General features: G+C 66.9%; 26 protein-coding genes. 21 read left to right on the top strand and 5 right to left on the bottom strand.

From position 1 onward, the window contains the following. The 7 genes from GQB03_RS06430 to GQB03_RS06400 form a co-directional block, all read left to right on the top strand. Positions 1-683 (top strand): GNAT family N-acetyltransferase (locus GQB03_RS06430; protein ID WP_159686224.1); only part of this gene is annotated, 683 nt, incomplete at its 5' end. After that, positions 680-1,735 (top strand): pseudaminic acid synthase, encoded by a 1,056-nt coding sequence (gene pseI / locus GQB03_RS06425; RefSeq protein WP_159686221.1) that lies wholly within the window; start codon positions 680-682, stop codon positions 1,733-1,735. The genes GQB03_RS06430 and pseI, both read left to right, overlap by 4 nt. A gap of 12 nt (positions 1,736-1,747) precedes the next feature. Next, positions 1,748-2,794, top strand: coding sequence for a glycosyltransferase family 9 protein (locus tag GQB03_RS06420; RefSeq protein ID WP_159686219.1), 1,047 nt, complete (start codon positions 1,748-1,750; stop codon positions 2,792-2,794). Further along, positions 2,791-3,873: a glycosyltransferase family 4 protein gene (locus tag GQB03_RS06415; protein WP_159686216.1), complete on the top strand. Its 1,083-nt coding sequence runs from the start codon at positions 2,791-2,793 to the stop codon at positions 3,871-3,873. Before GQB03_RS06420 ends, GQB03_RS06415 begins: the two co-directional genes overlap by 4 nt. Continuing rightward, positions 3,870-4,940 carry a glycosyltransferase gene (locus GQB03_RS06410; RefSeq protein ID WP_159686214.1) on the top strand — a complete coding sequence of 357 codons (1,071 nt, stop codon included), beginning with the start codon at positions 3,870-3,872 and terminating at the stop codon, positions 4,938-4,940. The genes GQB03_RS06415 and GQB03_RS06410 overlap by 4 nt, the downstream gene beginning before the upstream one ends. A gap of 1 nt (position 4,941) precedes the next feature. Continuing rightward, entirely contained in the window at positions 4,942-5,718 is a 777-nt protein-coding gene (locus tag GQB03_RS06405) for a polysaccharide deacetylase family protein (RefSeq protein ID WP_159686212.1), read from the top strand. Positions 5,719-5,766: 48 nt separating this feature from the next. Next, complete coding sequence (locus GQB03_RS06400; protein WP_159686210.1) at positions 5,767-7,302, top strand: FMN-binding glutamate synthase family protein; 1,536 nt, start codon at positions 5,767-5,769, stop codon at positions 7,300-7,302. Here the strand turns inward: GQB03_RS06400 and GQB03_RS06395 are convergent. Continuing rightward, positions 7,286-8,518, bottom strand: a complete 1,233-nt coding sequence (locus GQB03_RS06395; protein WP_235026968.1) for a lytic murein transglycosylase — start codon at positions 8,516-8,518, stop codon at positions 7,286-7,288. The genes GQB03_RS06400 and GQB03_RS06395 overlap by 17 nt on opposite strands. Positions 8,519-8,672: 154 nt before the next feature. Here GQB03_RS06395 and GQB03_RS06390 point away from each other — a divergent pair, with 154 nt between their 5' ends. The 9 genes from GQB03_RS06390 (at position 8,673) to GQB03_RS06350 (ending at position 16,157) form a co-directional block, all read left to right on the top strand. Beyond that, positions 8,673-9,212: an iron transporter gene (locus GQB03_RS06390; protein WP_159686207.1), complete on the top strand. Its 540-nt coding sequence runs from the start codon at positions 8,673-8,675 to the stop codon at positions 9,210-9,212. Further along, positions 9,212-10,609 carry a carbohydrate porin gene (locus tag GQB03_RS06385; RefSeq protein WP_159686205.1) on the top strand — a complete coding sequence of 466 codons (1,398 nt, stop codon included), beginning with the start codon at positions 9,212-9,214 and terminating at the stop codon, positions 10,607-10,609. Before GQB03_RS06390 ends, GQB03_RS06385 begins: the two co-directional genes overlap by 1 nt. 73 nt (positions 10,610-10,682) lie before the next feature. After that, a complete protein-coding gene (locus GQB03_RS06380; protein ID WP_159686202.1) occupies positions 10,683-11,006 on the top strand; it encodes a cupredoxin domain-containing protein in 324 nt (107 codons plus the stop codon). 12 nt (positions 11,007-11,018) lie between these two features. After that, on the top strand, positions 11,019-11,819 hold the full coding sequence (locus GQB03_RS06375; RefSeq protein WP_159686199.1) for an FTR1 family iron permease: 801 nt from the start codon (positions 11,019-11,021) through the stop codon (positions 11,817-11,819). After that, positions 11,816-13,198, top strand: coding sequence for a 4Fe-4S binding protein (locus GQB03_RS06370; protein ID WP_235026967.1), 1,383 nt, complete (start codon positions 11,816-11,818; stop codon positions 13,196-13,198). Before GQB03_RS06375 ends, GQB03_RS06370 begins: the two co-directional genes overlap by 4 nt. A gap of 112 nt (positions 13,199-13,310) precedes the next feature. Next, complete coding sequence (locus GQB03_RS06365; RefSeq protein WP_159686196.1) at positions 13,311-14,390, top strand: VanZ family protein; 1,080 nt, start codon at positions 13,311-13,313, stop codon at positions 14,388-14,390. A 37-nt stretch (positions 14,391-14,427) separates the two neighbouring features. Beyond that, positions 14,428-14,739, top strand: a complete 312-nt coding sequence (locus GQB03_RS06360) for a (2Fe-2S) ferredoxin domain-containing protein (RefSeq protein WP_159686193.1) — start codon at positions 14,428-14,430, stop codon at positions 14,737-14,739. Positions 14,740-14,756: 17 nt separating this feature from the next. Then, on the top strand, positions 14,757-15,404 hold the full coding sequence (locus tag GQB03_RS06355) for an alpha/beta hydrolase (RefSeq protein ID WP_159686190.1): 648 nt from the start codon (positions 14,757-14,759) through the stop codon (positions 15,402-15,404). A 141-nt stretch (positions 15,405-15,545) separates the two neighbouring features. Next, positions 15,546-16,157, top strand: a complete 612-nt coding sequence (locus tag GQB03_RS06350) for a glutathione S-transferase (protein ID WP_159686187.1) — start codon at positions 15,546-15,548, stop codon at positions 16,155-16,157. Between the two features lie 63 nt (positions 16,158-16,220). Here the strand turns inward: GQB03_RS06350 and GQB03_RS06345 are convergent, their stop codons facing one another. After that, the gene (locus GQB03_RS06345) at positions 16,221-16,349 is read right to left on the bottom strand and encodes a PEP-CTERM sorting domain-containing protein (protein WP_159686184.1); all 129 of its coding nucleotides are present in this window, start codon (positions 16,347-16,349) and stop codon (positions 16,221-16,223) included. A gap of 625 nt (positions 16,350-16,974) precedes the next feature. Here GQB03_RS06345 and GQB03_RS06340 point away from each other — a divergent pair. Then, complete coding sequence (locus tag GQB03_RS06340) at positions 16,975-18,141, top strand: benzoate/H(+) symporter BenE family transporter (protein WP_159686181.1); 1,167 nt, start codon at positions 16,975-16,977, stop codon at positions 18,139-18,141. Between the two features lie 109 nt (positions 18,142-18,250). Continuing rightward, positions 18,251-19,840, top strand: a complete 1,590-nt coding sequence (locus GQB03_RS06335; RefSeq protein ID WP_159686178.1) for a methyl-accepting chemotaxis protein — start codon at positions 18,251-18,253, stop codon at positions 19,838-19,840. 17 nt (positions 19,841-19,857) lie between these two features. Here the strand turns inward: GQB03_RS06335 and queF are convergent, their stop codons facing one another. Continuing rightward, on the bottom strand, positions 19,858-20,706 hold the full coding sequence (gene queF, locus GQB03_RS06330) for an NADPH-dependent 7-cyano-7-deazaguanine reductase QueF (protein WP_159686175.1): 849 nt from the start codon (positions 20,704-20,706) through the stop codon (positions 19,858-19,860). 225 nt (positions 20,707-20,931) lie between these two features. Here queF and cutA point away from each other — a divergent pair, with 225 nt between their 5' ends. Then, positions 20,932-21,258 (top strand): divalent-cation tolerance protein CutA, encoded by a 327-nt coding sequence (gene cutA / locus GQB03_RS06325; protein WP_159686172.1) that lies wholly within the window; start codon positions 20,932-20,934, stop codon positions 21,256-21,258. 20 nt (positions 21,259-21,278) lie between these two features. Then, a complete protein-coding gene (locus GQB03_RS06320; protein WP_159686169.1) occupies positions 21,279-23,135 on the top strand; it encodes a protein-disulfide reductase DsbD in 1,857 nt (618 codons plus the stop codon). Positions 23,136-23,138: 3 nt separating this feature from the next. On the opposite strand, the gene GQB03_RS06315 is transcribed toward GQB03_RS06320, so the two are convergent. Together GQB03_RS06315 and GQB03_RS06310 are read right to left on the bottom strand one after the other, a co-directional pair. Beyond that, entirely contained in the window at positions 23,139-23,711 is a 573-nt protein-coding gene (locus GQB03_RS06315; RefSeq protein WP_159686166.1) for a YbhB/YbcL family Raf kinase inhibitor-like protein, read from the bottom strand. Positions 23,712-23,801: 90 nt separating this feature from the next. Continuing rightward, complete coding sequence (locus tag GQB03_RS06310; RefSeq protein WP_159686163.1) at positions 23,802-24,659, bottom strand: helix-turn-helix domain-containing protein; 858 nt, start codon at positions 24,657-24,659, stop codon at positions 23,802-23,804. 274 nt (positions 24,660-24,933) lie between these two features. On the opposite strand from GQB03_RS06310, the gene GQB03_RS06305 reads away from it, so the two are divergent. Continuing rightward, positions 24,934-25,536: a riboflavin synthase gene (locus GQB03_RS06305; protein WP_159686160.1), complete on the top strand. Its 603-nt coding sequence runs from the start codon at positions 24,934-24,936 to the stop codon at positions 25,534-25,536. Positions 25,537-25,571 lie beyond the last annotated feature (35 nt).

Here is a 25,571-nt window from a genome sequence, read left to right as displayed (position 1 = left end):
CGCTGGGCCTGCCGACGCTGGCGCTGTGCCTCGCCGACAACCAGCGCCAGCTCATCCACGACGCCAGCCGCGCCGGACTGCTGCACGGTCCCGACATTTCCGCCACCGACGCCGCAGCGATCGCCCGGCACCTCGCTGTGCTGCTCGAGGGCGCCGGTCTGCGCCGCCTGCTCTCGGCCACCGGCATGGCGGCGGTCGACGGGCGTGGCGTGGCGCGGGTGGTACGCGCCATGGGAATCAGCGAGATCGAGGTGCGCCAGGCCACCGCGGCCGACTCGGCATCACTGTTCGCCTGGCGCAACAGCCCGGAGATCCGCGCAGTATCGCGTTCCAGCACGCCGATCCCGCAGGCCGACCACGCGCGCTGGCTGGCTGCGGTGCTGGCCGACCCCGACCGCCCGCTGCTGATCGGCTCGCGCGCGGGAGAACCGGTGGGAGTGGTACGCTTCGACATCGACGCGACCGCCGCCGAGGTGTCGATCTATCTGGTGCCGGGCAAGGGCGGGGAAGGCCTTGGCAGTGCCTTGCTGACCGCGGCCGAAGCCTGGCTCGGCGAGACGCACCCGGCCCTGGACACCCTGCTTGCCGAGGTACTCGGCGACAATCATGCCTCGCACCGGCTGTTCGCCGGCTGCGGCTATGCCTTGCAGCAAACGCGCTATCGCAAGAGGATTCATCCATGAACAAGACCATCGACATCGGCGGCCGCCTCGTCGGCCGAGACCATCGGCCCTTCGTCATTGCCGAGATGTCGGGCAACCACAACCAGTCGCTCGATCGTGCACTGGAGATCGTCGAGGCCGCCGCCGCCAGCGGTGCGCATGCCCTCAAGATCCAGACCTACATGCCCGACACCATGACCTTGGATCTTGCCGAGCGCGAGTTCTTCATCGCCGACAAGAACAGCCTGTGGAAGGGCAAGAGCCTGTACGCACTCTACGGCGAGGCCTACACGCCCTGGGAATGGCACGCACCGATCTTCGAGCGCGCGCGGGAACGCGGCATGGTCCCGTTCAGCACGCCCTTCGACGCGACAGCGGTCGACTTTCTCGAGGATCTCGAGGTTGCCTGCTACAAGATTGCCTCGTTCGAAAACACCGACCTGCCGCTGATCCGCAAGGTTGCCGCGACCGGCAAGCCACTGATCATCTCGACCGGCATGGCCAGTGTGGCCGAGCTTGACGAGACCGTGCGGGCGGCCCGCGAGGCCGGCTGCGACGACCTGATCCTGCTCAAGTGCACCAGCACCTATCCGGCCACGCCGGCCAACACCAACATCCTGACCATCCCGCACCTGCGCGAGCTGTTCGGCACCGAGGTCGGCCTGTCGGACCACACCATGGGCGTGGGCGTGTCGGTGGCAAGCGTGGCGCTTGGTGCCACCGTGGTGGAGAAGCACTTCACCCTCGCCCGCGCCGACGGCGGTGTGGACTCGGCCTTCTCGATGGAACCGGCCGAAATGGCCAGCCTGGTGGTGGAGACGGAGCGCGCCTGGCAGGCGCTCGGCAAGGTCAGCTACGGCGCCACCGCCGCCGAGGAAAAGTCCAAGGTGTTCCGCCGCAGCCTGTACATCGCCGAAGACATGAAGGCGGGCGAGGTGTTCACGCCGGCCAACCTGCGCGCGATCCGCCCCGGCCTCGGCCTGCCGCCCAAGTTCATCGATCTGGCGATGGGCAAGAAAGTCAAGCACGACGTCGCCAAGGGCACCCCGCTATCCTGGGACCTGCTGGTCTAGATTGAATCGACCATGAAACGCGTCCTCATCGTCCGCACCTCGGCCATCGGCGACGTGGTATTTGCCTCGCCGTTTGCGGCGGCGATCAAGCGCAGCCACCCCAAGGCCCATGTCGCTTGGCTGGTCGAGCCCGGCATCCATGAGTTGCTGGAAGCCGATCCGGCCATCGACGAACTCGTGCTATGGCCCAAGGCCGAATGGAAGCGCCTGTGGAAGGAGAAGCTCTACGGCGAGCTGTTCGGCCGCGTCCGCCAGTTCCGCACGATGCTGCGCGCCAAGCAGTTCGACACCGCGATCGACATGCAGAGCCTGCTCAAGAGCGGCGCGCTGACCTGGCTGTCGGGCGCGAAGCGGCGCATCGGCCTGGGTTCGCGCGAGGGCAGCCAGTGGCTCATGACCGAGGTCATCCCCAAGGGCGGCATCCCGCGACGGATCAGCTCGGAGTATCTGTATCTGGCCGAACAGCTCGGGCTCGATGCGGGTGAGTTCCTGCCCACCCTGCATGTCGCGGACGAGACCGAGATCAAGACCCGCGCGCTGATGGGCCGACACCACCTCGAGCCGGAGCGCTTCGCGGTGTTCGCGCCCTTCACCACGCGCCCGCAGAAGCACTGGTTCGAGGATGCCTGGCAGGCGCTCGCGCCGCGGGTGAGCAACGAGCTCGGCCTGACCCCGGTGATTCTCGGCGGACCAGCCGACCGCGAAGCCGCCGAGCGCATCGCCGCGGCCAGCCCGGGCGTGGTACAACTCGCCGGCGCCACCCACTTGCCCGAAGCCGCCGCGCTGATCCGCCACGCCGGCCTGCTGATCGGCGTGGACACCGGCCTGACCCACATGGGCACCGCCTTCAACACCCCGACGGTGGCAATCTTCGGCTCCACCCGTCCCTACCTCGATACCTGCCGGGCCAACGGCAAGGTGATCTGGCTGGGTCTCGAGTGCTCGCCGTGCCGCCGCCGCCCGACCTGCAACGGCGCCTTCACCTGCCTGCGCGACATCTCCCCCGAGCGTGTCATGGACGAGGCTCGCCAGGTCATGGCGGCAAGGCCCGCCGCATGAAGGTTCTCCACGTCGAATCGGGGCGCCACCTCTACGGCGGTGCCCGGCAAGTCCTGTACATCATGGAAGGGCTCGCCCGGCTCGGCGTGGACAACCTGCTGGCCTGCCCACCCGGCGCGCACATCGCCGAGGCCGCCCGGCAGCACGGCCGGGTCTTCGAGCGGGCAATGAAGGGTGACGCCGACGTTGGCCTGGTTTTCCGGCTCAAGCGCCTCATCCGCGAGCAGCGGCCCGACCTCGTCCATCTGCACAGCCGCCGCGGAGCGGACCTGTGGGGCGGTATCGCCGCCCGCCTGGCGGGGGTACCGTGCGTGCTGTCGCGGCGGGTCGACAACCCCGAGCCACACTGGCTGGTCAGCGCCAAATACCGGCTCTACGACCATGTCATCACCATCTCCGAGGGTATCCGCGAAGTGCTCCTGGCCGAAGGCCTGGCGCCGGAGAAGGTGAGCTGCGTACGCAGTGCGGTCGATGCCAGGCCCTATCTGGTCAACTACGACAAGGCCGCCTACCGAACGAAACTGGGCCTCGCGGCCGACACGCCGCTGGCCGGCATGGTGGCCCAGCTAATCGAGCGCAAGGGTCATCGCCACCTGCTGGCCGCCCTCCCCGAGGTGTTGCGGCAGCATCCCCGGCTGCAGGTGCTGATCTTCGGCCGCGGGCCGCTCGAGGCGGAGATCAAGCAGGCGATCATCGACCAGGATCTCTCGGACAACGTCCGCCTGATGGGTTTCGTCGACAACCTGCCGACGGTGCTGGGCTGCCTCGACCTGCTGGTCCACCCGGCCGACATGGAAGGCCTCGGCGTCTCACTGCTGCAGGCCTCGGCGGCGCGGGTGCCGATCGTCGCCAGCCGCGCCGGCGGCATGCCCGAGGCGGTGCGCGACGGCGAAAACGGTCTCTTGATCGCGCCCGGCGACGTGCCCGCACTGGCAACGGCGATGAACCGCCTGCTCGGCGACGCGCAGCTGCGCAGCACCATGGGCGAAGCCGGCCGCGCACTGGTACTGCGGGAGTTCTCCACCCAGGTGATGTGCGAAGGCAATTTGGCAATCTACAAAAAGGTGCTCGGCCAATGAAATCGCTCCATCTCATCGGCAGCAAGAAGATGGGCGGCGCCGAACGCTGGTTCACCCGCTTCCTGCATGCCATGGTGCGCCATGGCGAACCCGTGGAGGCGGTGGTGCGCCGAGGCTCGGAACTCGCGATCCATCACCTCGCCGATCTGCCGCACCGCGAACTGCCCTTCCGCACCGTGTGGGATCCGCTCACCCGCTTCGAGGTGTCTCGCCTCGTCAAGGCCAGCGACGCGCCGATCGTGCAGACCTACATGGGCCGCGCTACCCGCCTCACCCACCTCGAACCCGGTCGCGGCAAGGTGCACCTGTCGCGCCTCGGCGGCTATTACAAGCTCGACCCCTTCCGCCATGCCCACGCCTGGATCGGCAACACCAGGGGCTTGTGCGACTGGATGGTCAAGGGCGGCCTGCCTGCCTCACGGGTGTTCCATATCACCAATTTTGCGGACCCGGCGAAGGCCGTGCCCGAAGCCGAACTGGCAGCGCTGCGCGCGCGCATCGACCTGCAGGCCGGCGACTGGCTGATGGTCACTGCGGGGCGGCTCATCGACGTCAAGGGCCATCGTTTCCTGGTCGAGGCAATGGGCCGCCTGCCCGCCGAGATCGACGGGCGGCGACTGCGCCTGGTGGTGCTCGGCGACGGCGGCCTCAAGGATTCGCTCGCCGAACAGGCACGCCAGCTCGGCGTGGCCGATCGCATCCTGTGGGCCGGCTGGCAGCACGACCCGGCGCCGTGGTTCCGCATCGCCGACATGGTGGTATTCCCCTCGCGCGACGCCGAGACCCTGGGCAACGTGATCCTCGAAGCCTGGGCCTACGGCAAGCCACTGGTGGCGAGCGCCTTCCGCGGTGCCCGCGAGATCACCCGCCACGGCGAAGATGCCTGGGTCGTGCCCTGCGACGACGGCGCGGCACTCGCCGCCGGCATGGAGCACGTCATCCGCAACCCGGCATTGCAGACCGCCCTGCTCGAACACGGCCTCGCACGCATCGATGCCGATTTTTCGGAAGCCGCGGTGATCGAGCAGTATCGTGCGCTTTATGCGCAATTGCTGGACAATCGCTGAGATGAGCAAGGGCATCAACATCCTCATGTACCACCAGGTCGGCGAGTTCGCGCCGATGAAGGCGCATCGCTCGACCTATTGCGACCATCGCCGCTTCGCCAGCCAGATGGCCTATCTGGCACGCTTCGGTTACACCGTGCTGTCGATGGATCAGGTGCTGGCCTGCCTGCGCGGGCAGGCCCCGGTGCCGGACAAGGCGGTGGCGCTGACCTTCGACGACGGCTACGAGAACTTCTACGAATACGCCTTTCCGGTGCTCAGCAGGCACCGCTTCCCGGCCATGGTCTACATGATCTCCGACCTGCTCGGGAAACCCTCGAGCTGGTTCGCCGCCGACGGCCGGGCCACCCCACCGATCATGAGCGCACAGCGCATCCGCCAGTTGCGTGGCGAGGGCATCGATTTCGGCTCGCATGGCGCCGGCCATCTCAAACTCGCCCAGCAAGGCACCGAGATCATCCGCGACGATGTCCGTCGCTCCAAGGCCGCGCTCGAGGACGTGCTCGGCGAGGAAGTGCGCCACTTCTGTTACCCCTACGGCAGCCACGACCGCCGCGCCGTCGATGCGGTGGCCGACGCAGGCTATGCCTCGGCGACCACCTGCGTGCGCTCGCCGGCCACCCCGGCCGACGACCCGCTGACCCTGCCGCGCAAGGCCATCTCGTGGGGCGACAACCTGATCGGCTACTTCTGGCGCCTGCACATGAAGAACACGCCCAAGACCGAGCCGATCCGCCGCCCGGGGCACACCCTGGCCGAGGCTTTGCCCCGATACTGACCCGGCCCGCCCGCGGGCCGCACTCACTCACACACGGAGAGCTGCAGCATGCTGTGGAGCGAGATTTCCACTATCACCCATCGTTTTCTCGACATCGCCTCGACCCTGCTGGTGTTCTGCATCGGCCTCGCCATCCTCGCGCTGCTGTGGATGTACGTGGTCGACCGCAACCAGACGAAGCAGACCATCCGCCGCAACTTCCCGGTGATCGGGCGCTTCCGCTACCTGTTCGAGCACCTCGGCGAGTTCTTCCGCCAGTACTTCTTCGCCATGGATCGCGAGGAGCTGCCCTTCAACCGCGCCCAGCGGGTGTGGGTCTATCGCGCTGCCAAGAACGTCGACAACACGGTGGCCTTCGGCTCGACCCGCAACATCCACGAGCGCGGCAACATCGTCTTCCTCAACTGCCCCTACCCGACCCTCGACGAGGACGCGGTCGAGCCCGCGCCGCTGACCTTCGGCCCCTACGCCCGCCAGCCCTACACCACCTCTAGCGTCATCAACATCTCGGGCATGAGCTTCGGCGCGATCTCAAGGCCGGCGGTGCTGGCGTTGTCTCGCGGCGCCAAGATGGCGGGCTGCTGGATGAACACCGGCGAGGGCGGGCTCTCGCCCTACCACCTCGAGGGCGGCTGCGACATCGTGTTCCAGATCGGCACCGCCAAGTACGGCGTGCGCGACCTCGACGGACAGCTGTCCGAGGACAAGCTGCGCGCGGTCGCCGCCCATCCACAGGTCAGGATGATCGAAATCAAGCTCAGCCAGGGCGCCAAGCCCGGCAAAGGCGGCATCCTGCCCGGCGCCAAGGTCACCCCCGAGATCGCCGAGATCCGCGGCATCGCGGTGGGTCATGATTCGATCAGCCCCAACCGTCACAAGGACATCCATTCCGAGGCCGACCTGCTCGACCTGATCGCCCGCGTGCGCGAGATCACCGGCAAGCCGGTCGGCATCAAGACGGTGATCGGCCAGAGCGGCTGGCTGGACCGCCTCGCTACCGAGATCAATGCGCGCGGCAGCGCGTCGGCGCCCGACTTCATCACCGTGGATGGCGCCGAAGGCGGTACCGGCGCCGCGCCGCAGCCGCTCATCGACATGGTCGGCCTGTCGCTGCGCGAGGCCTTGCCGGTGGTGGTCGACAAACTCGTCGAATACGGCCTGCGCGAGCGGGTTCGGGTGATCGCCTCGGGCAAGCTGATGGTGCCCGGCAACGTCGCCTGGGCGCTGTGCCTCGGCGCCGACGTAGTGGTGACCGCGCGCGGCTTCATGTTCGCGCTGGGCTGCATCCAGGCGCTGCAGTGCAACCGCAACACCTGCCCCACCGGCATCACCACCCACGACCCGCGCCTGCAGTACGGCCTGGACCCAGCCGACAAGGCGGTGCGGGTGGCGAGCTTTCACCGCAACCTCACCCACGAGGTCGGCCTCATCGCCCATTCCTGCGGCGTCCCCTCGCCGCGCGAGCTGCAGCGCCACCACGCCCGCGAGGTGCAGGACACCGGCCGCTCGGTGCCGCTCGACGAACTCTTTCCGCATCCGCCGGTGCGTTTCGGCCCCCGGGCGGTCCCTAGCGGGCAGGATTAGCGTCGGGTGCCGTCGCGGGCGGCGGCTGTCGGCGCAAGGCATCGAGGATCTTGCGTCCGGCCCGGCCGTTGGCCTCGAAACCGAGGCCCGTCTGCTCGACCTTGATCGCCTCGCGGGTGCGGCTGCCGATCATGCCATCCACCTCGCCGATGTCGTGGCCGCGCGTCAGCAGCAGGGTTTGCAGCTCGCGGCGCTCGGCGCGCGAGATGCCGGCATCGTCGGTCGGCCAGGGGGTGATGAATTCACCGCCCCCCCTGAGCCGGTCCGACAGATGGGCGATCGCCAACGCATAGCTTTCGGCCGCGTTGTAGCTGTAGATCGCATCGAAGTTACGGAATACCAGGAAGGCTGGCCCCTCGGCGCCGGCGGGCAACAGCACGGCCGCCGGGCCGTCATGCGGCGCCATTGGCTGATCGCCGATCCTCGTCACCCCCATGGCGACCCATTCGGCCAGGGGCCGGCGTTTCTTGCGGCCCGCCAGGTTCGCATCGAAGCCCTGCGGCAGCCTGACCTCGTAACCCCACGGCTCGCCACTGCGCCAGCCCGCCCGGGCGAGGTAGTTGGCTGTCGAGGCGAGCGCGTCGGGTACGCTGTCGACCAGGTCACGCCGCCCATCTCCGTCGAAATCCACCGCGACCCGCATGAAGGTCGAGGGCATGAACTGGGTATGACCGAAAGCACCCGCCCAGGAGCCGTTGAGATGCTCCGGTGCGACATGGCCCTCCTGGAGAATCTTCAGGGTGGTAAAGAATTCGCCGCGGAAATAGTTCTGCCGGCGGCCGAAGCATGACAGCGTTGCCAGCGAAGTGACCAGCGGACGCTTGCCGAAATTCCGGCCATAGTTGCTCTCCACGCCCCACACCGCGACAACGGTAGCGGCATCGACGCCAAAACGCGCCTCAACCGCCTTGAGGGTATCCGCCCACTGCACCAGCATCGCGCGACCATCCGCGATGCGCTCGTCGTCGACCAGGGCCGCGAGATAGTCCCAGATCGGTGTCCGGAATTCGGGCTGATAGTCGAGCGACTCAACCACTGACATGTCGGGCTCGAGCCCGCCGGTGAATCTTTCGTAGGTCGCGCCGCTCACCCCGCTCGCCGCGGCATCTTTGCGCAGGCCGGCAAGGCAGGCGGAAAAGTCGTCGGCCGCGAGGGCGGGAAGCGTAGCGGTGGCCAGCAGAGAACCGGCCAGCATCAGGGGGCGGAGCGTCTTCATGGCGGCATTGTAGAACCAAGGCGCAGGGCCTGCATCGGGCGGCCCCGGCGCCCGCCCGACCGTCCCGCGAACATCGCCCTTCCAGGAAGAAAATATAATTGCAAATCATTCTCATTATTCGTAATATTTCACAAACTCATCTGGAGCCCCTTCCATGCTTTCCGCACGCCACCTCGCCACCCTGGCACTGATCTCCCTACCGCTCACCAGCCATGCGCTCGAATATCCGATCGGCACCCCTCAGCACTTGCACGGCATGGAAATCGCAGCGGTTTACCTGCAGCCGGTGGAAATGGAGCCCGCCGGGATGATGACGCCAGCGGCGAAGAGCGATGTACACATGGAAGCCGACATCCGTGCGGCGGCAGGCAATCCCAACGGCTTCGCCGAGGGAGACTGGATTCCCTATCTGGTGATCAATTACGAAATCAGCAAGAAGGGTTCGGCCGAGGTGCTGAAGGGTGATTTCATGCCCATGGTCGCCAGCGACGGGCCGCACTACGGGAACAACGTCAAGCTCATGGGGCCGGGCAAGTACACGGTGAAATACACCATCGCTCCGCCAACGGCCAACCCGCACGCCCACTTTGGCCGCCACACCGACCGCGAGACCGGCGTGAAGCCGTGGTTCGCACCCTTCACCGTCGAGTATGAATTCACCTACGCCGGCATCGGCAAGAAGGGTGGTTATTGATGCGCCGAACCCTGCTTCCGGGCGCCGCGGCGCTCGCCTTGCTGATCAGCACTTCTCCGGCGATGGCGGCCGACGACGGCGATCTGCGCGCAATGGTCCGGCAACTTGCCGAGCGCGTCGCCAGGCTGGAAGCCGAGAACCGTGCGCTGAGCACAGCCCTCGACAACGAGCGCATCACCGAGGGTGAGCCGGCGGTGGCCGCCCGCCTGAAGACCGTCGAACAGCGGGCTGCAGCAGCCGCACCCGCCACGGCGCTCGCCGAAACACTCGAAGGGATCTCCGCCGAGTTGAGCGTCGGTACGGTGGCGCAACGCATGTCGGGCGAAGGTCGCGTGGACGGCCGGAACGAGACCGTGCTTGGCTGGCGTGGCGACCTCGGGGTCACCCTGCCGGGCGGTCGCATTGGCGACGGCGAAGGCAAGTTTTTCGTCCACGCCCGTTTCGGCCAGGGAGGCAGCCACACCGACACCCGCCCCTTCTTTACCGGGGCCACCAACAGCATGGCCTTCGAGCAGGACGGCGTGCCGGACGGGAACGCCACTGCCATCCTCGCCCAGGCCTGGTACCAGCTCGATATGCCGATCGGCGCCGCCTCGCTCGAGGGTGCGCCCGCACATCTGGAACTCACCGTCGGCAAGATCGACCCCTTCGCATTCTTCGATCAGAACGCGCTCGCCGATGACGAATCGAGCCGCTTCCTGAACAACGTGTTTGTGCACAACCCGCTGCTCGATTCGGGCGGCCAGCTTGGCGCCGACCAGTACGGCTTCACCCCGGGCATGCGCGTTGCGTGGATGAACGACGAGAACGGCTGGGGCGCCTCGCTCGGGCTGTTCGGCGCCGGCGACGCGAGCACCTTCGGTCGGAGTTTCACCCGCCCCTTCGTCATCGCCCAGCTCGAGAAGAACCTGAAAGCCTTCGGCGGACTCGACGGCAGCTACCGTCTGTATGCCTGGAACAACCCCCAGGCGGAAGGCTACGACGGTGTCGAGCGTGACCATGCCGGCTGGGGCATCAGCGCCGACCAGAAGGTGAGCGAATCGCTGAGCCTGTTCGCCCGCTACGGTCAAGGCATGCGTGGCCGCGCCGCGTTCGACCGCGCTGTGACGGTGGGCGGCGAGCTCACTGGTGATGGCTGGGGGCGCAGCCAGGACGGCGCCGGCTTTGCCTGGGCATGGCTGCGCAGCGCCGACGGATTCCGCTCCGCCTCGTCCGGCCTGGCCGACTGGGGTTATGTCGCCAGCGGCGCGGAACAGCTGGCCGAGCTCTACTACCGCTTCCAGATCAACGACCACCTCGCCCTGACGCCGGACCTGCAATTCATCCGCCGGGCCGGCGCGGACGGCGACGCCGATCTGGTCACCGCAGCCGGGCTCCGCGCCCTGTATGCCTTCTAGGGCCATCTTCCTGCAACCAGGCCCCGTCACCGCCTCCGGCGTGACGGGGTCGAGTCGTTTCGAGAACCGCTCCATGCACCGCCTTGTACCCGCCCTTTGCCTTGCCGTCGCGGCGAGCACCGCGCTCGCCGACACACCGACCTTCACGCTGGTCGCAGAGAACGGCCGCTTTATCCCGTCCGTCATCGAGGTACCTGCCGACACGCGCTTCCGCCTCGAGATCACCAACCGGAACGCCGGTCCGGAAGAGTTCGAAAGTACCGAATTGCGCAAGGAAACCGTGCTGGCGCCCGGCGTCACCCGAAAGATCATGTTCGCGCCGCTCAAGGCCGGTCGCTACCCGTTCTTTGGCGAGTTCCATCCCGACACCGCCAAGGGCGAGATCGTCGCCAAGTGAGGAGCGCCTTCCATGGGTAACACCATCTTCATCATCTGGCGCGAAAGCGTCGAGGCCATCCTGATCGTCTCCATCCTGTATTCATGGATCCAGGCACGCGGCGACGGACGCATCCGTCTCGCCCATCTCTGGCTCGGGGTCGCGGGCGGCATCGGCCTGGCCGCCGTGCTGGCGCTGGCCATGCTGGGTTTCCAGTCCCAGCTCGCCGGCAACACGCTGGAGGCCTTCCAGGCCTGCATCATGATCGTTGCCGCGCTGCTGGTGACCCACATGGTGGTGTGGATGCGCCATCACGGCCGCACCCTCAAGCGCGAGCTGGAGTCCGGCCTGACGCGCGCGGCAGAGCAGACCGGCGGCCTGTCCGCGGCCCTGCTCGCGGCGATCGCAGTGGGGCGCGAGGGCACCGAGACAGTGCTCTTCCTCTACGGCATCATCGCCGAAAATTCCGGCGGCTGGACTTCACTGATGGCCGGCGCCGCCATCGGTGCAGCGCTCGCGGCGGTCACCGCGGCGCTCTTCCTGAAGGGCTCGCGCCTGCTTCCGCAGCGAGTGTTCTTCCGTATCAGCGAGGTGCTGTTGCTGCTGCTCGCCTCGGGTTTGCTGGTGTCGGGACTCGAGGCCTTCCTCAATCTCGAATGGCTGCCGCCACTCGTCGAGCCGGTGTGGGACAGCAGCGCCCTGCTGCGCGACAACGGCCTGCTCGGCAGCTTCGCAGGCTATCGCGCGCGCCCGGCGCTGAGCATCCTTGGGCTGTGGATGCTGTACTGGATCGGCACCCTTTGGCTGCTGCGCGCGCCGCGGAGAAGCGTGTGAGCGCCACCCTCCCGGCCCCCGCGCCGACCCGTTTCGCAGCCTTTGGCCGCTTCATGCTGCGCCACCGCAGTGCGATCCTCGCGCTGCAGTGGATCACCCTGATCGCCTACGCCTTCCTCGTCACCGCTCCGGCCTTCCTGCCCCTGCCCGACAGCCAGGCACACCTCTGGAACAACCTCACCCGCTTTGCCCAGTTCGTCTTCTGGGGGCTGTGGTGGCCGTTCGTACTGGTCAGCATGATGCTGATGGGCAGGGCCTGGTGCGGGGTGCTGTGCCCCGAGGGCTTCGTCACCGAGCAGGTCAGCCAGGTCGGCCTCGGCCGGCCGGTACCGCGCTGGATCAAGTGGGGCGGCTGGCCCTTCGTCGCCTTCCTCGGCACCACCATCTATGGCCAGCTAGTCAGCGTCTACGAGTACCCCAAGGCGGCCCTGCTGGTGCTCGGCGGATCGACCCTTGCCGCAATTGCGGTCGGCCTGGTGTATGGCCGCGGCAAGCGAGTCTGGTGCCGCCATCTGTGCCCGGTCAATGGCGTGTTCGGTCTGCTGTCGCGCCTCGCCCCGGTGCACTTCCGCACCGATCGCGCGCGCTGGGAGCGCGCCGACACGGCCCGTGCGCTACCGGTCAATTGTGCTCCGCTGGTGGATATCCGGCGCATGCAGAGCAGCGCCGGCTGCCACATGTGCGGGCGCTGTGCCGGCCACCGCGATGCGGTGGAGCTGGCGGTCCGCAAGCCGGCCAGCGAGATTGCGCAGCTTGAGGCCGACGATGCCCAACCGTGGGAGGTCAGACTGCTCGTTTTCGGCCTGATCGGCACCGCGATCGGGGCCTTCCAGTGGTCGGCTTCACCGTGGTTCGTGCAGGCCAGGACCACCATTGCGGCATGGCTGATCGACCACGACAGCTTTGCGCTGCTGGGCGACGACGCGCCGTGGTGGCTGCTCACTCATTACCCTGAAGCCAGTGACGTGTTTACCTGGCTGGACGGTGTGCTGATCCTCGCCTACATCGGCCTGGCTGCCCTGCTGATCGGTGGCTGGATAAGCCTGTGGCTGCGTCTGGCGGGACGGTTCGCGGGCCGTCCGCGCAGCCATCTGCAACTGGCTTACGCACTCATCCCGCTGGGCGGGATCGGCGTCTTTCTAGGGCTGTCGGCACTGACCGTAACACTGCTTGCCGCCGAAGGCATCGAGATCGGACACCTGTCCGCCATCCGTCTGCTGTTGCTCGCCGCGGCCTTGCTCGCCAGCCTCATCCTGGCGGCACGGATGCTCTCCCGCATGGCCATCGGCGCAGGACCGGCGCTCGCGGCCTTCGCCGCGTTCTCGATCGCGACCGTGGGAGCGGTGCTACCCTGGCTGCTCATGTATTTCGTCTGGTAGCGCTGGCGGGGACCCGTCGATCGCCCGACCCCGTCCGCGCTCCGATCGGCAGGCTCCCGCCTGTCCGGGCGAACATGGTTAGAATCGGCAATCGATCCTGCCCGTCCCTTGCATGCCCGTACGACCCCGCCTGACCACCGCACTGCCCCGCCATCTCGCCATCGCCTACGGCCTGCTGGTGATATACGCCTGCCTCAACCCATTTTCGGGCTGGCGCGAAACCGGCCTGCCCCTGTTCGACTTCCTGGCCGCGCCATGGCCACATTACTACCGCGGAATCGACCTGATCCTGAACGTGCTCGGCTTCCTGCCGCTGGGCTTCGTGATGGTGCCGGCCATGCCATCCCGCCTGTCGCGCAGCACCTGCGTGCTGCTCACGGTCGTCCTGTGCGCAATGCTGAGTCTTTCACTCGAGACGGTGCAGAACTTCCTGCCCACGCGGGTGCCTTCAAACGTCGATCTCGGCTGCAATACGCTCGGGGCACTGCTGGGAGCGCTCGCCGGCGCCTATATCGGACACGACCTTTTCGATCGCCGCGGCTGGCTCCATCGCTGGCGCATGCGCCGCATCCTGCATGGCAATCTCGGCGACGCCGGGCTGATGCTGCTGGGTCTCTGGCTGTTTACCCAGCTGTCGCCCGAGTCCTTGCTGTTTGGCAGCGGCGACCTGCGCAGCCTGCTGGCACTGCCCACCCCGCTTTCGTTCAGCGCGCCACAGTTCCTGCGACTCGAAGCGAGCATCACGGCCAGCCACCTGGTGGCGGTCGGCCTGCTTGCACGCAGCATGATGCGCGAGCCCAGCCCATGGTCGATCGCCACCTTGATCGTGCTCGGACTGGCCACCAAGACCCTTGCAGCCAGCAGCTTCTTCGTGCCGGGCCAGCCGCTGAACTGGCTTACGCCGGGGGCAAGCGTCGGCCTCGTGGCCGGAATACCGATACTCGGTCTGGCGCTGCTGCTGCCTCGAGCGGGAGTGCAGGTCCTCGCCGGTCTGGCCCTGCTGATAGCAACCGTGCTCGCCAACCTCGCGCCCGACAACCCCTACCTCCAGGCCAACGTTCCACTGCTCAACCAGGGTCACTTCCTCAATTTCCACGGCGCTACCGTGCTGGTCTCCAGCCTGTGGCCGTTTCTCGCCCTTGTCTATCTCGGCCTGCTCGGCAGCCTGCGCAGCGCAGGTCCCCGAAGATGATCGATATAATCCCCGCCACCGCCACCGGAGCCTCGCGATGAGCTACTTCAAGCACCACGTCTTCTTCTGCACCAACCAGCGCGCCGATTGCGAGACCTGCTGCAACAATCAGCACGCCACGGAGATGCAGACCTACGCCAAGGATCGGATCGGCAAACTCGGCCTCAAGGGCAAGGGCAAGATCCGCATCAACAAGGCCGGCTGCCTCGACCGCTGCGACGAAGGCCCGGTGCTGGTGGTCTATCCCGAAGAGGTCTGGTACACCTATGTCGACAAGGAGGACATCGACGAGATCATCGATCGCCACCTGGTCGAGGGCGAGATCGTCGACCGCCTGCGCCTGCCCTGAAGATCCGGAGGACTGCCATGTCACGCCCCCAGCCCACCGAACGTGCCCTGCTGAACGGCCCCGACGGGATCATCGAGGTACTCATCGACACGCCCGAGAAGGCGCGTGGCATCGCCATTGTGGCGCACCCGCACCCGCTGTTCGGCGGCGCCAACACCAACAAGATCGCCCACACCCTGGCCCGTACCTTCCGCGACCTCGGTTACGCTGCAGTGCGACCCAACTTCCGTGGCGTCGGTGAAAGCGAGGGCGAACACGACCACGGCATGGCGGAGACCGAGGATCTGCTGGCGGTGCTTGCCTGGGCGCAGTCGCGCTGGGGGGCGCTGCCGATCGGCATCGGCGGCTTCTCCTTTGGCGCCTACGTGCAGACCCGGGTCATTGCGCGACTCGAAGGCAGCGTCACGCCACCAAGACACATCGTGCTTGTCGGCCTCGCCTCCGGCGAGGTCAGCGGCGCGCGCAGCTACACCACCGAACCGGTACCGGCACACAGCCTCGTCATCCACGGCGAACAGGACGAAACGGTGGCGCTCGCCAATGTGCTCGACTGGGCGCGACCGCAGACCCTGCCGGTCGTCGTCGTGCCTGGCGCGGACCATTTCTTCCACGGCAAGCTCAATATCATCCGCGAGCTCATGCTGCGAAGCTGGCAAGCGCTGTGAGGCCGGCCCGGCCGGACAGATCGCTGCCGCCCGTGCGCCGTTCCCGTCCGCCGGGCGCCGGTACACTTGCCCGGTCCGTCGCAATTACCGATCCTTTCCTCCCGGCCCAGCGCGGCTGACGACAAAGGCAGGATACGAACCGTGAAACTCATCGCCTCGCTGACCAGCCCCTATGCCCGCAAGATTCGCGTGATCCTCGCGGAAAAGGGCCTGCCCTTCCAGCTCGAGATCGACATTCCGTGGAGTCCCGACACGCACGTGCCCCAGTACAACCCGCTGGGCAAGGTGCCGGTTCTGGTCGCCAGCGACGGTCGGGTGTGGTTCGATTCACCGGTGATCGCCGAATACCTCGAGCTGCTCGGCGTGGCGCCAGTGCTGATCCCGGCCGATCGCCGCGCAGCACTCGACGTTCGACAGACCGAGGCCCTTGCCGACGGCATTACCGATGCCGCGGTCGCCGCCTTTCTCGAAGCAAACCGCCCGGACGACGAGCGCAGCGATACCGCACTGGCCCGCCAGCGCGAGAAGATCCTGCGCGGCCTGAACGCATTGTCGGCACACGTGCAATCCCGCAACGGGCTGAACGGCGACGGGCTGTCGCTGGGCGATGTGGCGGCGGGTTGCGCACTCGCCTACCTCGACCTGCGACAGCCCACGATCGACTGGCGTCATCGTCACCCCGTCCTCGCCACCTACGCGGAAGCGCTGCTCGCCCGCCCGAGCTTCGTCTCGACCGAACCGCCAAAGAGCTGAATACAGGCCGGCGCGCCCTGGCGCTCCTTGGTTCTGCCGGCCTTGTGCCGGCCAGCCCACGGTTCAAGCCCGGCGACGGCGTGAAACGGCCAGCAGCATGCCCAGGCTGCCCAACAGCAACGGCAGGCTGCCGGGCTCCGGAACGGTCTCGACGCGCGGCGCGATCACGTTGGCAAGCAGGTTCAGCGTCATCTGCCGGCTCTGGCCGGTCGAGGTGACATTTGCGTTGTTTCCTGCGTCAGCGCAGTCGTATCCCACTCGCCGCTGAGGGTGGCCTGGCCACCGCTTTCCGTGTCACAAGGCTGCGTCGAGCCGCTGAAGCCGACCTCGGTACCGGTGCATCGGCGCATGCGCCCCCGGCGCCGCAACGGTGAGGACCAGGACGAGAGGTTCGAATCGCATGGGCACTCCTGGACACACTTTCGTCGACTGAATACATGCCCGGTGGCCCGCACCTCGGTTTTCCCGACGAAAAGCACCGCCCCAATATTCATGCATTGAAATCCGCTCGGCGGGGCCGAGAAGATGCTCGGCGGCCCCTTTTCAATCTGTCAGCGTCCATTTCACACGCTGACCGGACCCGACCAGCCTTGACACGATGACAAGCCTGGTGCCCGATTCCTGCTAGCCCGAAAGAAGCTTCGGCATGGTCAGTTGGCAACCCACTTCGTGCCCGAAGCTCCCCCGAAACCGATGGCAGAATTTCCAGCACCCACACTCCCTGGCGGCGTATCGCCGCAGGCGCAGCAAATTGTCCCTGTCGGAACTCGCCGCGGAGAACGATTCTTCCGGCCTTTGTCCTTTGCACGCCCCACCCATGCGCAAGCTACTCGCCCCCTTTTCCGCCGGCTTCGTCACCGTTCTGGTCGGTTTCACCAGTTCGGCGGCCATCGTCTTTCAGGCCGCAGCGGCCGCCGGCGCGAGTCCGGCACAGCTGAGTTCATGGATGTGGGCGCTGGGCATCGGCATGGGGGTGACCTGCATCGGCCTCTCGCTGCGCTACCGCGCGCCGGTCGTGACCGCCTGGTCGACGCCCGGCGCGGCGCTGCTGGTCACCGCACTGGTCGGCGTCCCCATGTCCGAGGCAATCGGCGCCTTCATGTTCTGCTCCGTACTGATCCTGCTGGCCGGCCTCACGCGGGGCTTCGAGCGGGTGATGGACCGGATTCCCCCGGGCATTGCCGCAGCGATGCTGGCCGGCGTGCTGGTGCGCTTCGGCATGGAAGTATTCGTCGCCATGGGGCAACGCTTCGGCCTGGTGTTCGCGATGTTCCTCGCCTACCTGGTAGCACGGCGCCTGCTGCCGCGCTACGCCATCGTGCTGGTACTCGCGCTGGGCAGCGCGATCGCTGCGGCACAGGGGTTGCTGCATTTCGAGGCGCTGCGCCTCGAGTTTGCGGTGCCGGTGTTCACCGCGCCGAGCTTCAACCTTCAGACCATGCTGGGGATCGGCATCCCGCTGTTCATCGTTACCATGGGCTCACAGAACGTGCCGGGCACCGCGGTGCTGCGCGCCGCCGGCTATACCGCGGTGCCGATTTCACCGGTGATCGGCTGGACCGGCGCGGCAAACCTGTTGCTCGCCCCCTTCGGTTGCTTTGCGCTCAATCTGGCCGCGATCACCGCCGCGATCTGCATGGGGCGCGAGGCCCACGAAGATCCCGCAAAACGATACCTGGCGAGCCTCTTTGCTGGTTTCTTCTACCTGCTGGTCGGGGTATTCGGCGCCACGGTGGGCGCGCTCTTCGCAGCCTTCCCGCGCGAACTCGTGCTGGCCATCGCGGGACTGGCCCTGTTCGGCACGATCGCCGGCGGACTCACCACCGCGATGAAGGACGAAGGGCAACGCGAGCCCGCGCTGATCACCTTTCTCGTAACGGCTTCCGGCGTGAGCCTCGGCGGCGTCGGCTCGGCCTTCTGGGGCGTGGTTGCGGGCACGCTCGCCTTGTTCATCCTGGGCTGGAAGCGTCCTGCACGCGGCTGAATTCCACGACGTGTGACGACGCGCTCAAGCCGCAACAAATTCGGCCGTTCTTGCGCAATGGGAGATGCGCCGCGTGCCGCCGTCTCCACGCAAACACGGAGAGGCGTTCATGAAGATCAACATGCCGGTGACCGGGGAAGAGCGCCACCTCAGGCCGGGCCGGCCGATTGTGACGAAGACCGACCTGAAAGGTCTGATCACCTATGCCAACGCCGCATTCGTCGAGATCAGCGGTTTTCGGGCCGACGAACTGATCGGCAAGAACCACAATGTCGTACGACACCCCGACATGCCGCCCGAGGCTTTCGCCGACCTCTGGGCGACCCTCAAGGCCGGACAGCCCTGGCGGGGGCTGGTCAAGAATCGTTGCAAGGACGGCGCCTTCTACTGGGTGGATGCCTTCGTCACGCCAATCTGCGAAAGCGGGCGGACGGTCGGCTACATGTCGGTACGCAGCGCACCCGCACGCGCCTCGGTCACCGCGACGGAATCGCTTTACGCAAGGGTCCGCGACAAGCAGACGACCTTTCCACGAACGGCCCGGGTCGGCAGCCTGCGGCGGCAGCACAACACGATCTGGGCGCTCACCGCAACAAGCGCGCTTTTCGCTGCGGCAGCCGCCTGGCTGGACGGCGGCGCGGGCGCCATCGCCGGCGCGGTTGCCGCCGGGCTGTCGATTGCCACGGCAAGCTATTACCAGTTGAACATCGGCATGCCGCTCGAGCGGCTCGGGGCGCACATCAGCGCACTCGACGAAGGCCGTCTGGAACAAGGCATCGACACGCCACGTCGCGGTCTGGCCCGGCCTTTTGCGCAGCTCGAAGCGATGCGCATCCACCTGCGCGCCATGTTCGCCGACGTGCTGGTGGCGGCGCGCGACGTCGATGAGCGCTCGCGCGAGCTCGAAGGTGCCGTGCATGACCTCTCCGAAGCCACCGCCCTTCAGGGCGAACGCGTCATGCAGGTCGCCGCGGCCATGGAGGAAATGAGCGCATCGGTCAACGAGATCGCGGGAAACACTGAAATGAACGCCGAAGCGGCACAGGCCACCGAAGAAGCGGTCTCGGTGGCCATGCGCTCGATGTCGGAGGGCATCCGCAGCAGCGAGGCGGTGGTAAACGTCGTCGATGCCGCCCGGTTGGAGATCGAGCGGGTAAACGCTTCGGTCGAAAAGATCGGCGAGGTCAGCCGCATCATCCGTGAAATCGCCGAACAGACGAATCTACTCGCCCTCAACGCGGCCATCGAGGCGGCGCGTGCAGGCGAGCAAGGCCGCGGTTTTGCCGTGGTGGCTGACGAAGTCCGCAAGCTGGCCGAGCGTACCGCCGCATCGACGACGGACATCGCCGGAGCGGTCGCGCTGATCACCTCGGACTCAGAAACCGCCGTGGGGACGATGCAGTCGGCCGCCGGCAAGGTCTCGGTCGGCACCAAGCAGATCAACGAAAGCAGTGCCAGCCTGCAGGAAATCCGCGCTGCCAGCATCAAGGCCAGTGGCCTTTCCACCGATATCCGGCAGATGCTCGACCAGCAGGCATCCGCATCGCACGAAGTCGCAGTGGCAATGGAAGCCATCTCGACCTCGGTCGAATCCAACAACGCAAGCGTCGATCAGGTCGGGACGGCCGCCGGGCAACTCCGCGCGACGGCGGGCGAACTCCGCGCGCTCATCCAGCACCTCGAGCGCTCGCTGGGCTGAGCGCCAACCGGGAAGAACTACTGCCTGATGTCGCCGGAATTGTCCGGCGGAGGCTCACCCGGATCGGCCCGGAAGGGGTTGATGTCGAGCCCGCCGCGGCGCGTGTAACGTGCCCACACGGCGAGTCGCTGCGGCGCACAGTAGCGGCGCAGGTCGGTAAAGATCCGTTCAACGCACTGCTCGTGGAATTCGTTGTGATCGCGAAACGATACGATGTAGCGCAGCAGCGACGCGCGGTCGATCGGCTGGCCGCTGTAGCGAATCACCACGGTCCCCCAGTCGGGCTGGCCGGTCACCAGGCAATTGGACTTGAGCAGCTGAGAGACCAGGGTTTCACTGACCGGCTCACACGTGGTGTCGACACGTAACAGCCCGGGACGGGGGAGGTAATCGTCAATCTCGATGTCGAGCGTGTCGATCAGTTCGCCCACGGCGTAGTCCAGTTCGCGCGTCGGGCGCGTATCGAGGGTGTGCAGCTCGACCTCGACCGCCGCGCCGCTCGCCGCCGAGAGATCCCGCCCGATCGTTTCGCGCACGACCGCGGCATCGTCGAAGCACGTGCCGTTGAACGAATTGAGATAGAGCTTGAGCGATTTCGACTCGATCAGACGCGGCGACGTGGCCGGCACCCGAAAAGTCGCCATCGCGACCACCGGCTTGCCGCGCGGATTGAGCCAAGAAAGCTCGTAAGCGTTCCAGAGATCTTCGCCGACGAAGGGCAACGCGCCGTGGATTCCAAGCTCGGCGCGCTTCGGTGCGCGATCGATCGGGAAAAGCAGTGCTGGCGCGTATTCGGAGCAATAGCCGGACGGCTTGCCGAGCGGCGACTGCTCGGGCGCACCGGCGGGAGGCACGGGCTGGCTCATGGCGGGACTCTTGCCGCGACACATGGCGCGACGACGATGCGGAGAGGGGGCGGATTATATGCCCTCGGTGCCGCCGTGTCAGGCATGGTCGCACTATCTCGCCGGGCCGACGCCTGACCCAGGTCAGGGACGCGGCCGCCAGCACAATGCTAGTCTTGCGACGCGCGCCGATACTGCTACGCTGCGCCCTTCGCGACAGGCGTCGCACCACGAATCGAGGCCCGAATGGCGGAAACGACCCTGCTGGCAATCTGCAATGCGCCCGACGAAGACACTGCGCGGCGACTCGCCGAGGCGCTGCTCGAGGCTCGCCTGGCTGCCTGCGTAAACATCCTCGCGCCGTGCTGCTCGATCTATCGCTGGCAGGACAAACTCGAGAGTGCCACCGAGACGCCGCTGCTGATCAAGACCACAGCAGCCTGCTATCCCGCGCTCGAGGCGGCGATCCGCCGGCACCACCCCTACGAACTTCCCGAGATCATCGCGGTCCCTGTGACACATGGTCTTCCGGACTACCTTGCCTGGGTGGCGTCCGAAACCACCCCATCATGATTTCGCCCCTGCGCCATCCAATGAAACCCTTCACAACCGCCTTTCGTGCGCCGCTGACCGTCCTGCTGGCCATCCTGCTCACCTTTTTCTCGCTGTACGCAGGAGCGGCCGACGAACCGCTCCGTCCGGAAGAGGCCTTTCGCCAGACCGCCCGGTCGCTCGACCCCGAGACCATCGAGGTCGTCTTCGACATTGCGCCCGAGTACTACCTTTACAAGAACAAGTTCCACTTCTCTGCCGAACCCTCGACCGTCCAGCTTGGCGAAGCGCAACTGCCCGCCGGCAAGGTGAAGGACGACGAGTTCTTCGGCAAGGTCGAAACCTACCGCGGCCAGCTGCGCTTCCGCGTTCCGGTCTCGGCGCCCGCCGAGCTCGACCGCTTTACCCTCACGGTCACCAGCCAGGGCTGCGCCGACATGGGCATCTGTTATCCGCCAACCCCCCAGGCGACCGAGATCTCGCTCACCGGCAGCACCGCCGGCGGAACGGGCGGCGGTTTCCTGTCGCGTGCGATCGGTAGCGGCGCACCGCTCGAATCCGCCTCCGGGTCGCCCGCAAGCACGCCGGCAGCCGTTGCGGGCGGGGACGAATCCGCATCGATCGCCAAGTTGCTCGGCGAACAGAGCCTGCCGCTGGTGCTGCTCTCCTTCTTCGGTTTCGGCCTGCTGCTGGCCTTCACGCCCTGCACCTTCCCGATGATCCCGATTCTCTCGGGGATCATCGTCGGCCATGGCGACCGCATCTCCCGCTCCCGCGCCTTCTCGCTGTCGCTGGCCTACGTGCTCGGCATGGCGGTAACCTACGCCGCGGCCGGCGTGGCCGCGGGGATATCCGGCACGCTGTTGTCGGCGGCCCTGCAGAGCCCCTGGGTGCTCGGCAGCTTCGCCGTGATATTCGTGCTGCTGGCGCTCTCCATGTTCGGCTTCTACGAGTTGCAGCTGCCCACCGCGCTGCAAAGCCGCCTGAGCGACACCGCCAATCACAACAAGGGTGGCAGTCTCGGTGGCGTGCTGGTGATGGGCGCGCTCTCGGCGCTGATCGTCGGCCCCTGCGTGGCCGCACCACTGGCCGGCGCGCTGCTCTACATCGCCCAGACCGGCGACGCTGCACTGGGCGGCACGGCGCTGTTCGTGATGGCACTGGGCATGGGCGCGCCACTGCTCGCGGTCGGCCTCGCGGCGCGCAGCATCCTGCCCAAGGCCGGGCCGTGGATGGAAGGCGTCAAGAAGGCCTTCGGGGTGATTCTGCTTGGTGTGGCGGTGTGGCTGCTCACCCCCGTGGTACCTCCGCTTGTGCCGATGCTGGCGTGGGCCGCGCTGTTGATCTTCTCGGGCGTCTTCCTGCACGCGCTCGACCCGCTGCCGCCGCACAGTCGCGGCTGGCAGCGGTTCTGGAAGGGATTTGGCGTCGTCAGCCTGCTCGCGGGTGCCGCGCTGCTTATCGGCGCGCTGGCCGGCTCCCGCGATCCGCTTCAGCCACTGACGGTGCTGCGCGGAGGCAATGCGGTCGCCGCCGCTGCGGAAGCCCGCTTCGAGCGTGTCCGCTCGGTAGCCGAACTCGATGCCCGCATCGCCGCATCGACCCGTCCGGTGCTGCTCGACTTCTATGCGGACTGGTGCGTCTCCTGCAAGGAGATGGAACGCTTCACCTTCAGCGACCCTGCCGTCGCCGCGCGCATGGGGGCGATGCTCCTGCTGCAGGCCGACGTCACCGCCAACAACGACGACGACAAGGCGCTGCTCAAGCGCTTCGGCCTGTTCGGCCCACCGGGGATCGTGTTTTTCCGCCCCGGCGGCGGCGAGATCGAGGGCGTACGGGTCGTCGGCTTCAAGCCGGCCGACGAGTTCGGTGCGATCCTCGACCAGATCGGCGGTTGAGGCTCACTTCCGTTCGTAGGTCCTCGTCAACGTCGCGCTGCCCAGGCTGTTGGCGTTGATCATGAAGCCTGCCAGCGCGGCAGTGGCATCCGCTGGCAATTCCAGCTTTGGCACCTTGAGCGCGTACACCGTGAATACGTAGCGATGCGGCCCATGACCGGGCGGTGGGCATGGGCCACCGTAGCCGGGTGAGCCGAAATCGGTGCGTACCTGCTGGCTGCCGGACGGCAAGTCCGCGCCCGACGCGGCACCTGCGCCGGTGGGCAGGCCGGCCGCGTCGGCCGGCAGATTGACCACCACCCAGTGCCACCAGCCGCTGCCGGTCGGCGCATCCGGATCGAACACGGTCAAGGCATAACTCCGGGTGCCGCTTGGCGGATCGTGCCATTCCAGTGCCGGCGAAAGATTGCCGCCGTCACAGCCGAAGCCCTTGAACACGAATCGCTGGGCGATTGGTGCCCCAGGCGCCAGATCCTTGCTCGACAGGGCAAAGCCGGCCGCCCAACCCGGCGATACCAGGACGGTCGATGCAAGGGCAAGGACGATGAAATTCTGATTGAACACGGAACGCGCCATGATGATCTCCTCTGCTGATTGGCGTCACCAGCATGAACCGCACGGACCATCATCGCGCGCCCGATCCGCTCGATTGATATGCAGAAGCGCTCAGCGTCTTGCGCCGGACACCCCGCGCAGGACCGACGGCAGCACCCCGAAGGCACAGCGGAAACGCGCACTGAAACGGGAGGCCGAGGCGTAGCCACATTCCAGCGCAATCCGCTGCACGCTGTAACTCGACCCCTGCAGCAGGGCCAGCGCAAGCCCCATGCGCACTTCGTCGAGCAGGCCGCGGAAGCTGTGCCCCTCGGCGCCGAGCGCGCGACGCAGGCTGGACTCGCCGAGGTGCAGCCGCGCCGCGAGCGTGGCCGCGGTCCAGGGTGCCGCGGGCTCCGCACCAAGTATCCGGCGCGCACGCTCGGCCATGCCGGCAACCGCGGCGACGCGACACCAGCAGCCGGCGTCGTCGAGCGCGATCAGCAACTCGAGCAGGCGATGACGCAACAATCGGTCGGAGAGGGGGGATTGCGCGGACATTCCATCCGCCACGTGGACCAGTGCCGCCAGCACGCCACCATCGAGATCCGGCTTGGCGAGGGCGCGCCACGGCACGCCCGGCGGCCCTCCCCGCGCGCCCGCGTGCTCGCGTACCAGATCGCTCGCCAGCACCACGCAAGTCGCGGTGTACAGCCCGTCCTCATCGGGCAGGTTCAACATTGACGCACGCACCCCGGCGTTGACGAACAGCACCTCGCCCGGCCCGGCGGTGAAGTTCTCGTCGCCCACCGTCAGGCGCTTCTGGCCTCGCGTAACGTGTACGAGGCAGGGTTCGGGAAACGGCACCTCGGAGAGGTTCTGGATTCGCCGCACGACGAGTTCGAGTTTCCCGCCCAGACCCGGACGGCCGACGATCCGGGGTGCCGGCATGCCCGGGGCAGCCCGATCGGAAACGTTCGGTGCATTCACGGCCGGAGCCCCTGGCAGTGCGAAAAAAAGGGGACGCCGCGAAGGCCGCACCCCGACCGTGCAGGCGCAACCGCGATCGCGGATGGATGGTCATTGCTGCCCATGCAAGCTCCTGTATTCCACGCAAAGAAAGGACAGGAGGAGTATGCGCCCGGTCTGCGCCCGACCTGTCGTCGGTCAACCGGAAACGGCACGCGACCGCGCGCTCGCATTCGCCCGCCGAGACCGAAATCGCCTAAGATTGCCACTCCATCCATCAGCCTCCCAGACTCTCATGTTTTCCGGAATCGTGGCCGCCATCGGCCGAATCGAACACGTCGCCCCGCTCGAGGACGGCGTTCGCCTGACTGTCGAAGCCGGTGCGCTGGGCCTCGACGACGTGCACATCGGCGACAGCATCGCCAATAGCGGCGTATGCCTGACCGTCGTTGCCATCGACGGCAACCATGTGCAGTTCGATGTCTCGCGCGAAAGCCTCAATTGCACGATCGGACTGGGCGCACCGGGTGAGGTGAACCTGGAAAAGGCCTTGCGTGCCGACGACCGCCTCGGCGGGCACATCGTCACCGGTCATGTGGACGGTGTCGGCGAGGTGCTGAAGTTCGAACCCGTCGGAGAAAGTCACGAACTCGTGATTCGCGCACCGCGCGAGATCGCAGGTTACATCGCGCGCAAGGGCTCGATCACCGTCGATGGTGTCAGTCTCACCGTCAATCGCGTCGACGGGACCGATTTTTCGATCAATCTGATCCCCCATACCGTCGAAGTGACCACGCTCAAACGCCTGCAGGCCAGCAGCCGGGTCAATCTCGAAATCGACATCATCGCGCGCTACGTGGAGCGGATGATGGCCTATCAGCGGGAAGCGGAAGGGTGAGGCGGTCCGTTCGTCGGGAATCCAAAGGTTTCGCA

The organism is Cognatazoarcus halotolerans, from assembly GCF_009800965.1.
Taxonomy (GTDB): Bacteria; Pseudomonadota; Gammaproteobacteria; order Burkholderiales; family Rhodocyclaceae; genus Cognatazoarcus; species Cognatazoarcus halotolerans.
The sequence above is the reverse complement of the archived record's forward strand: the minus strand, read 5'-3'. Positions and strand labels throughout refer to the sequence as shown.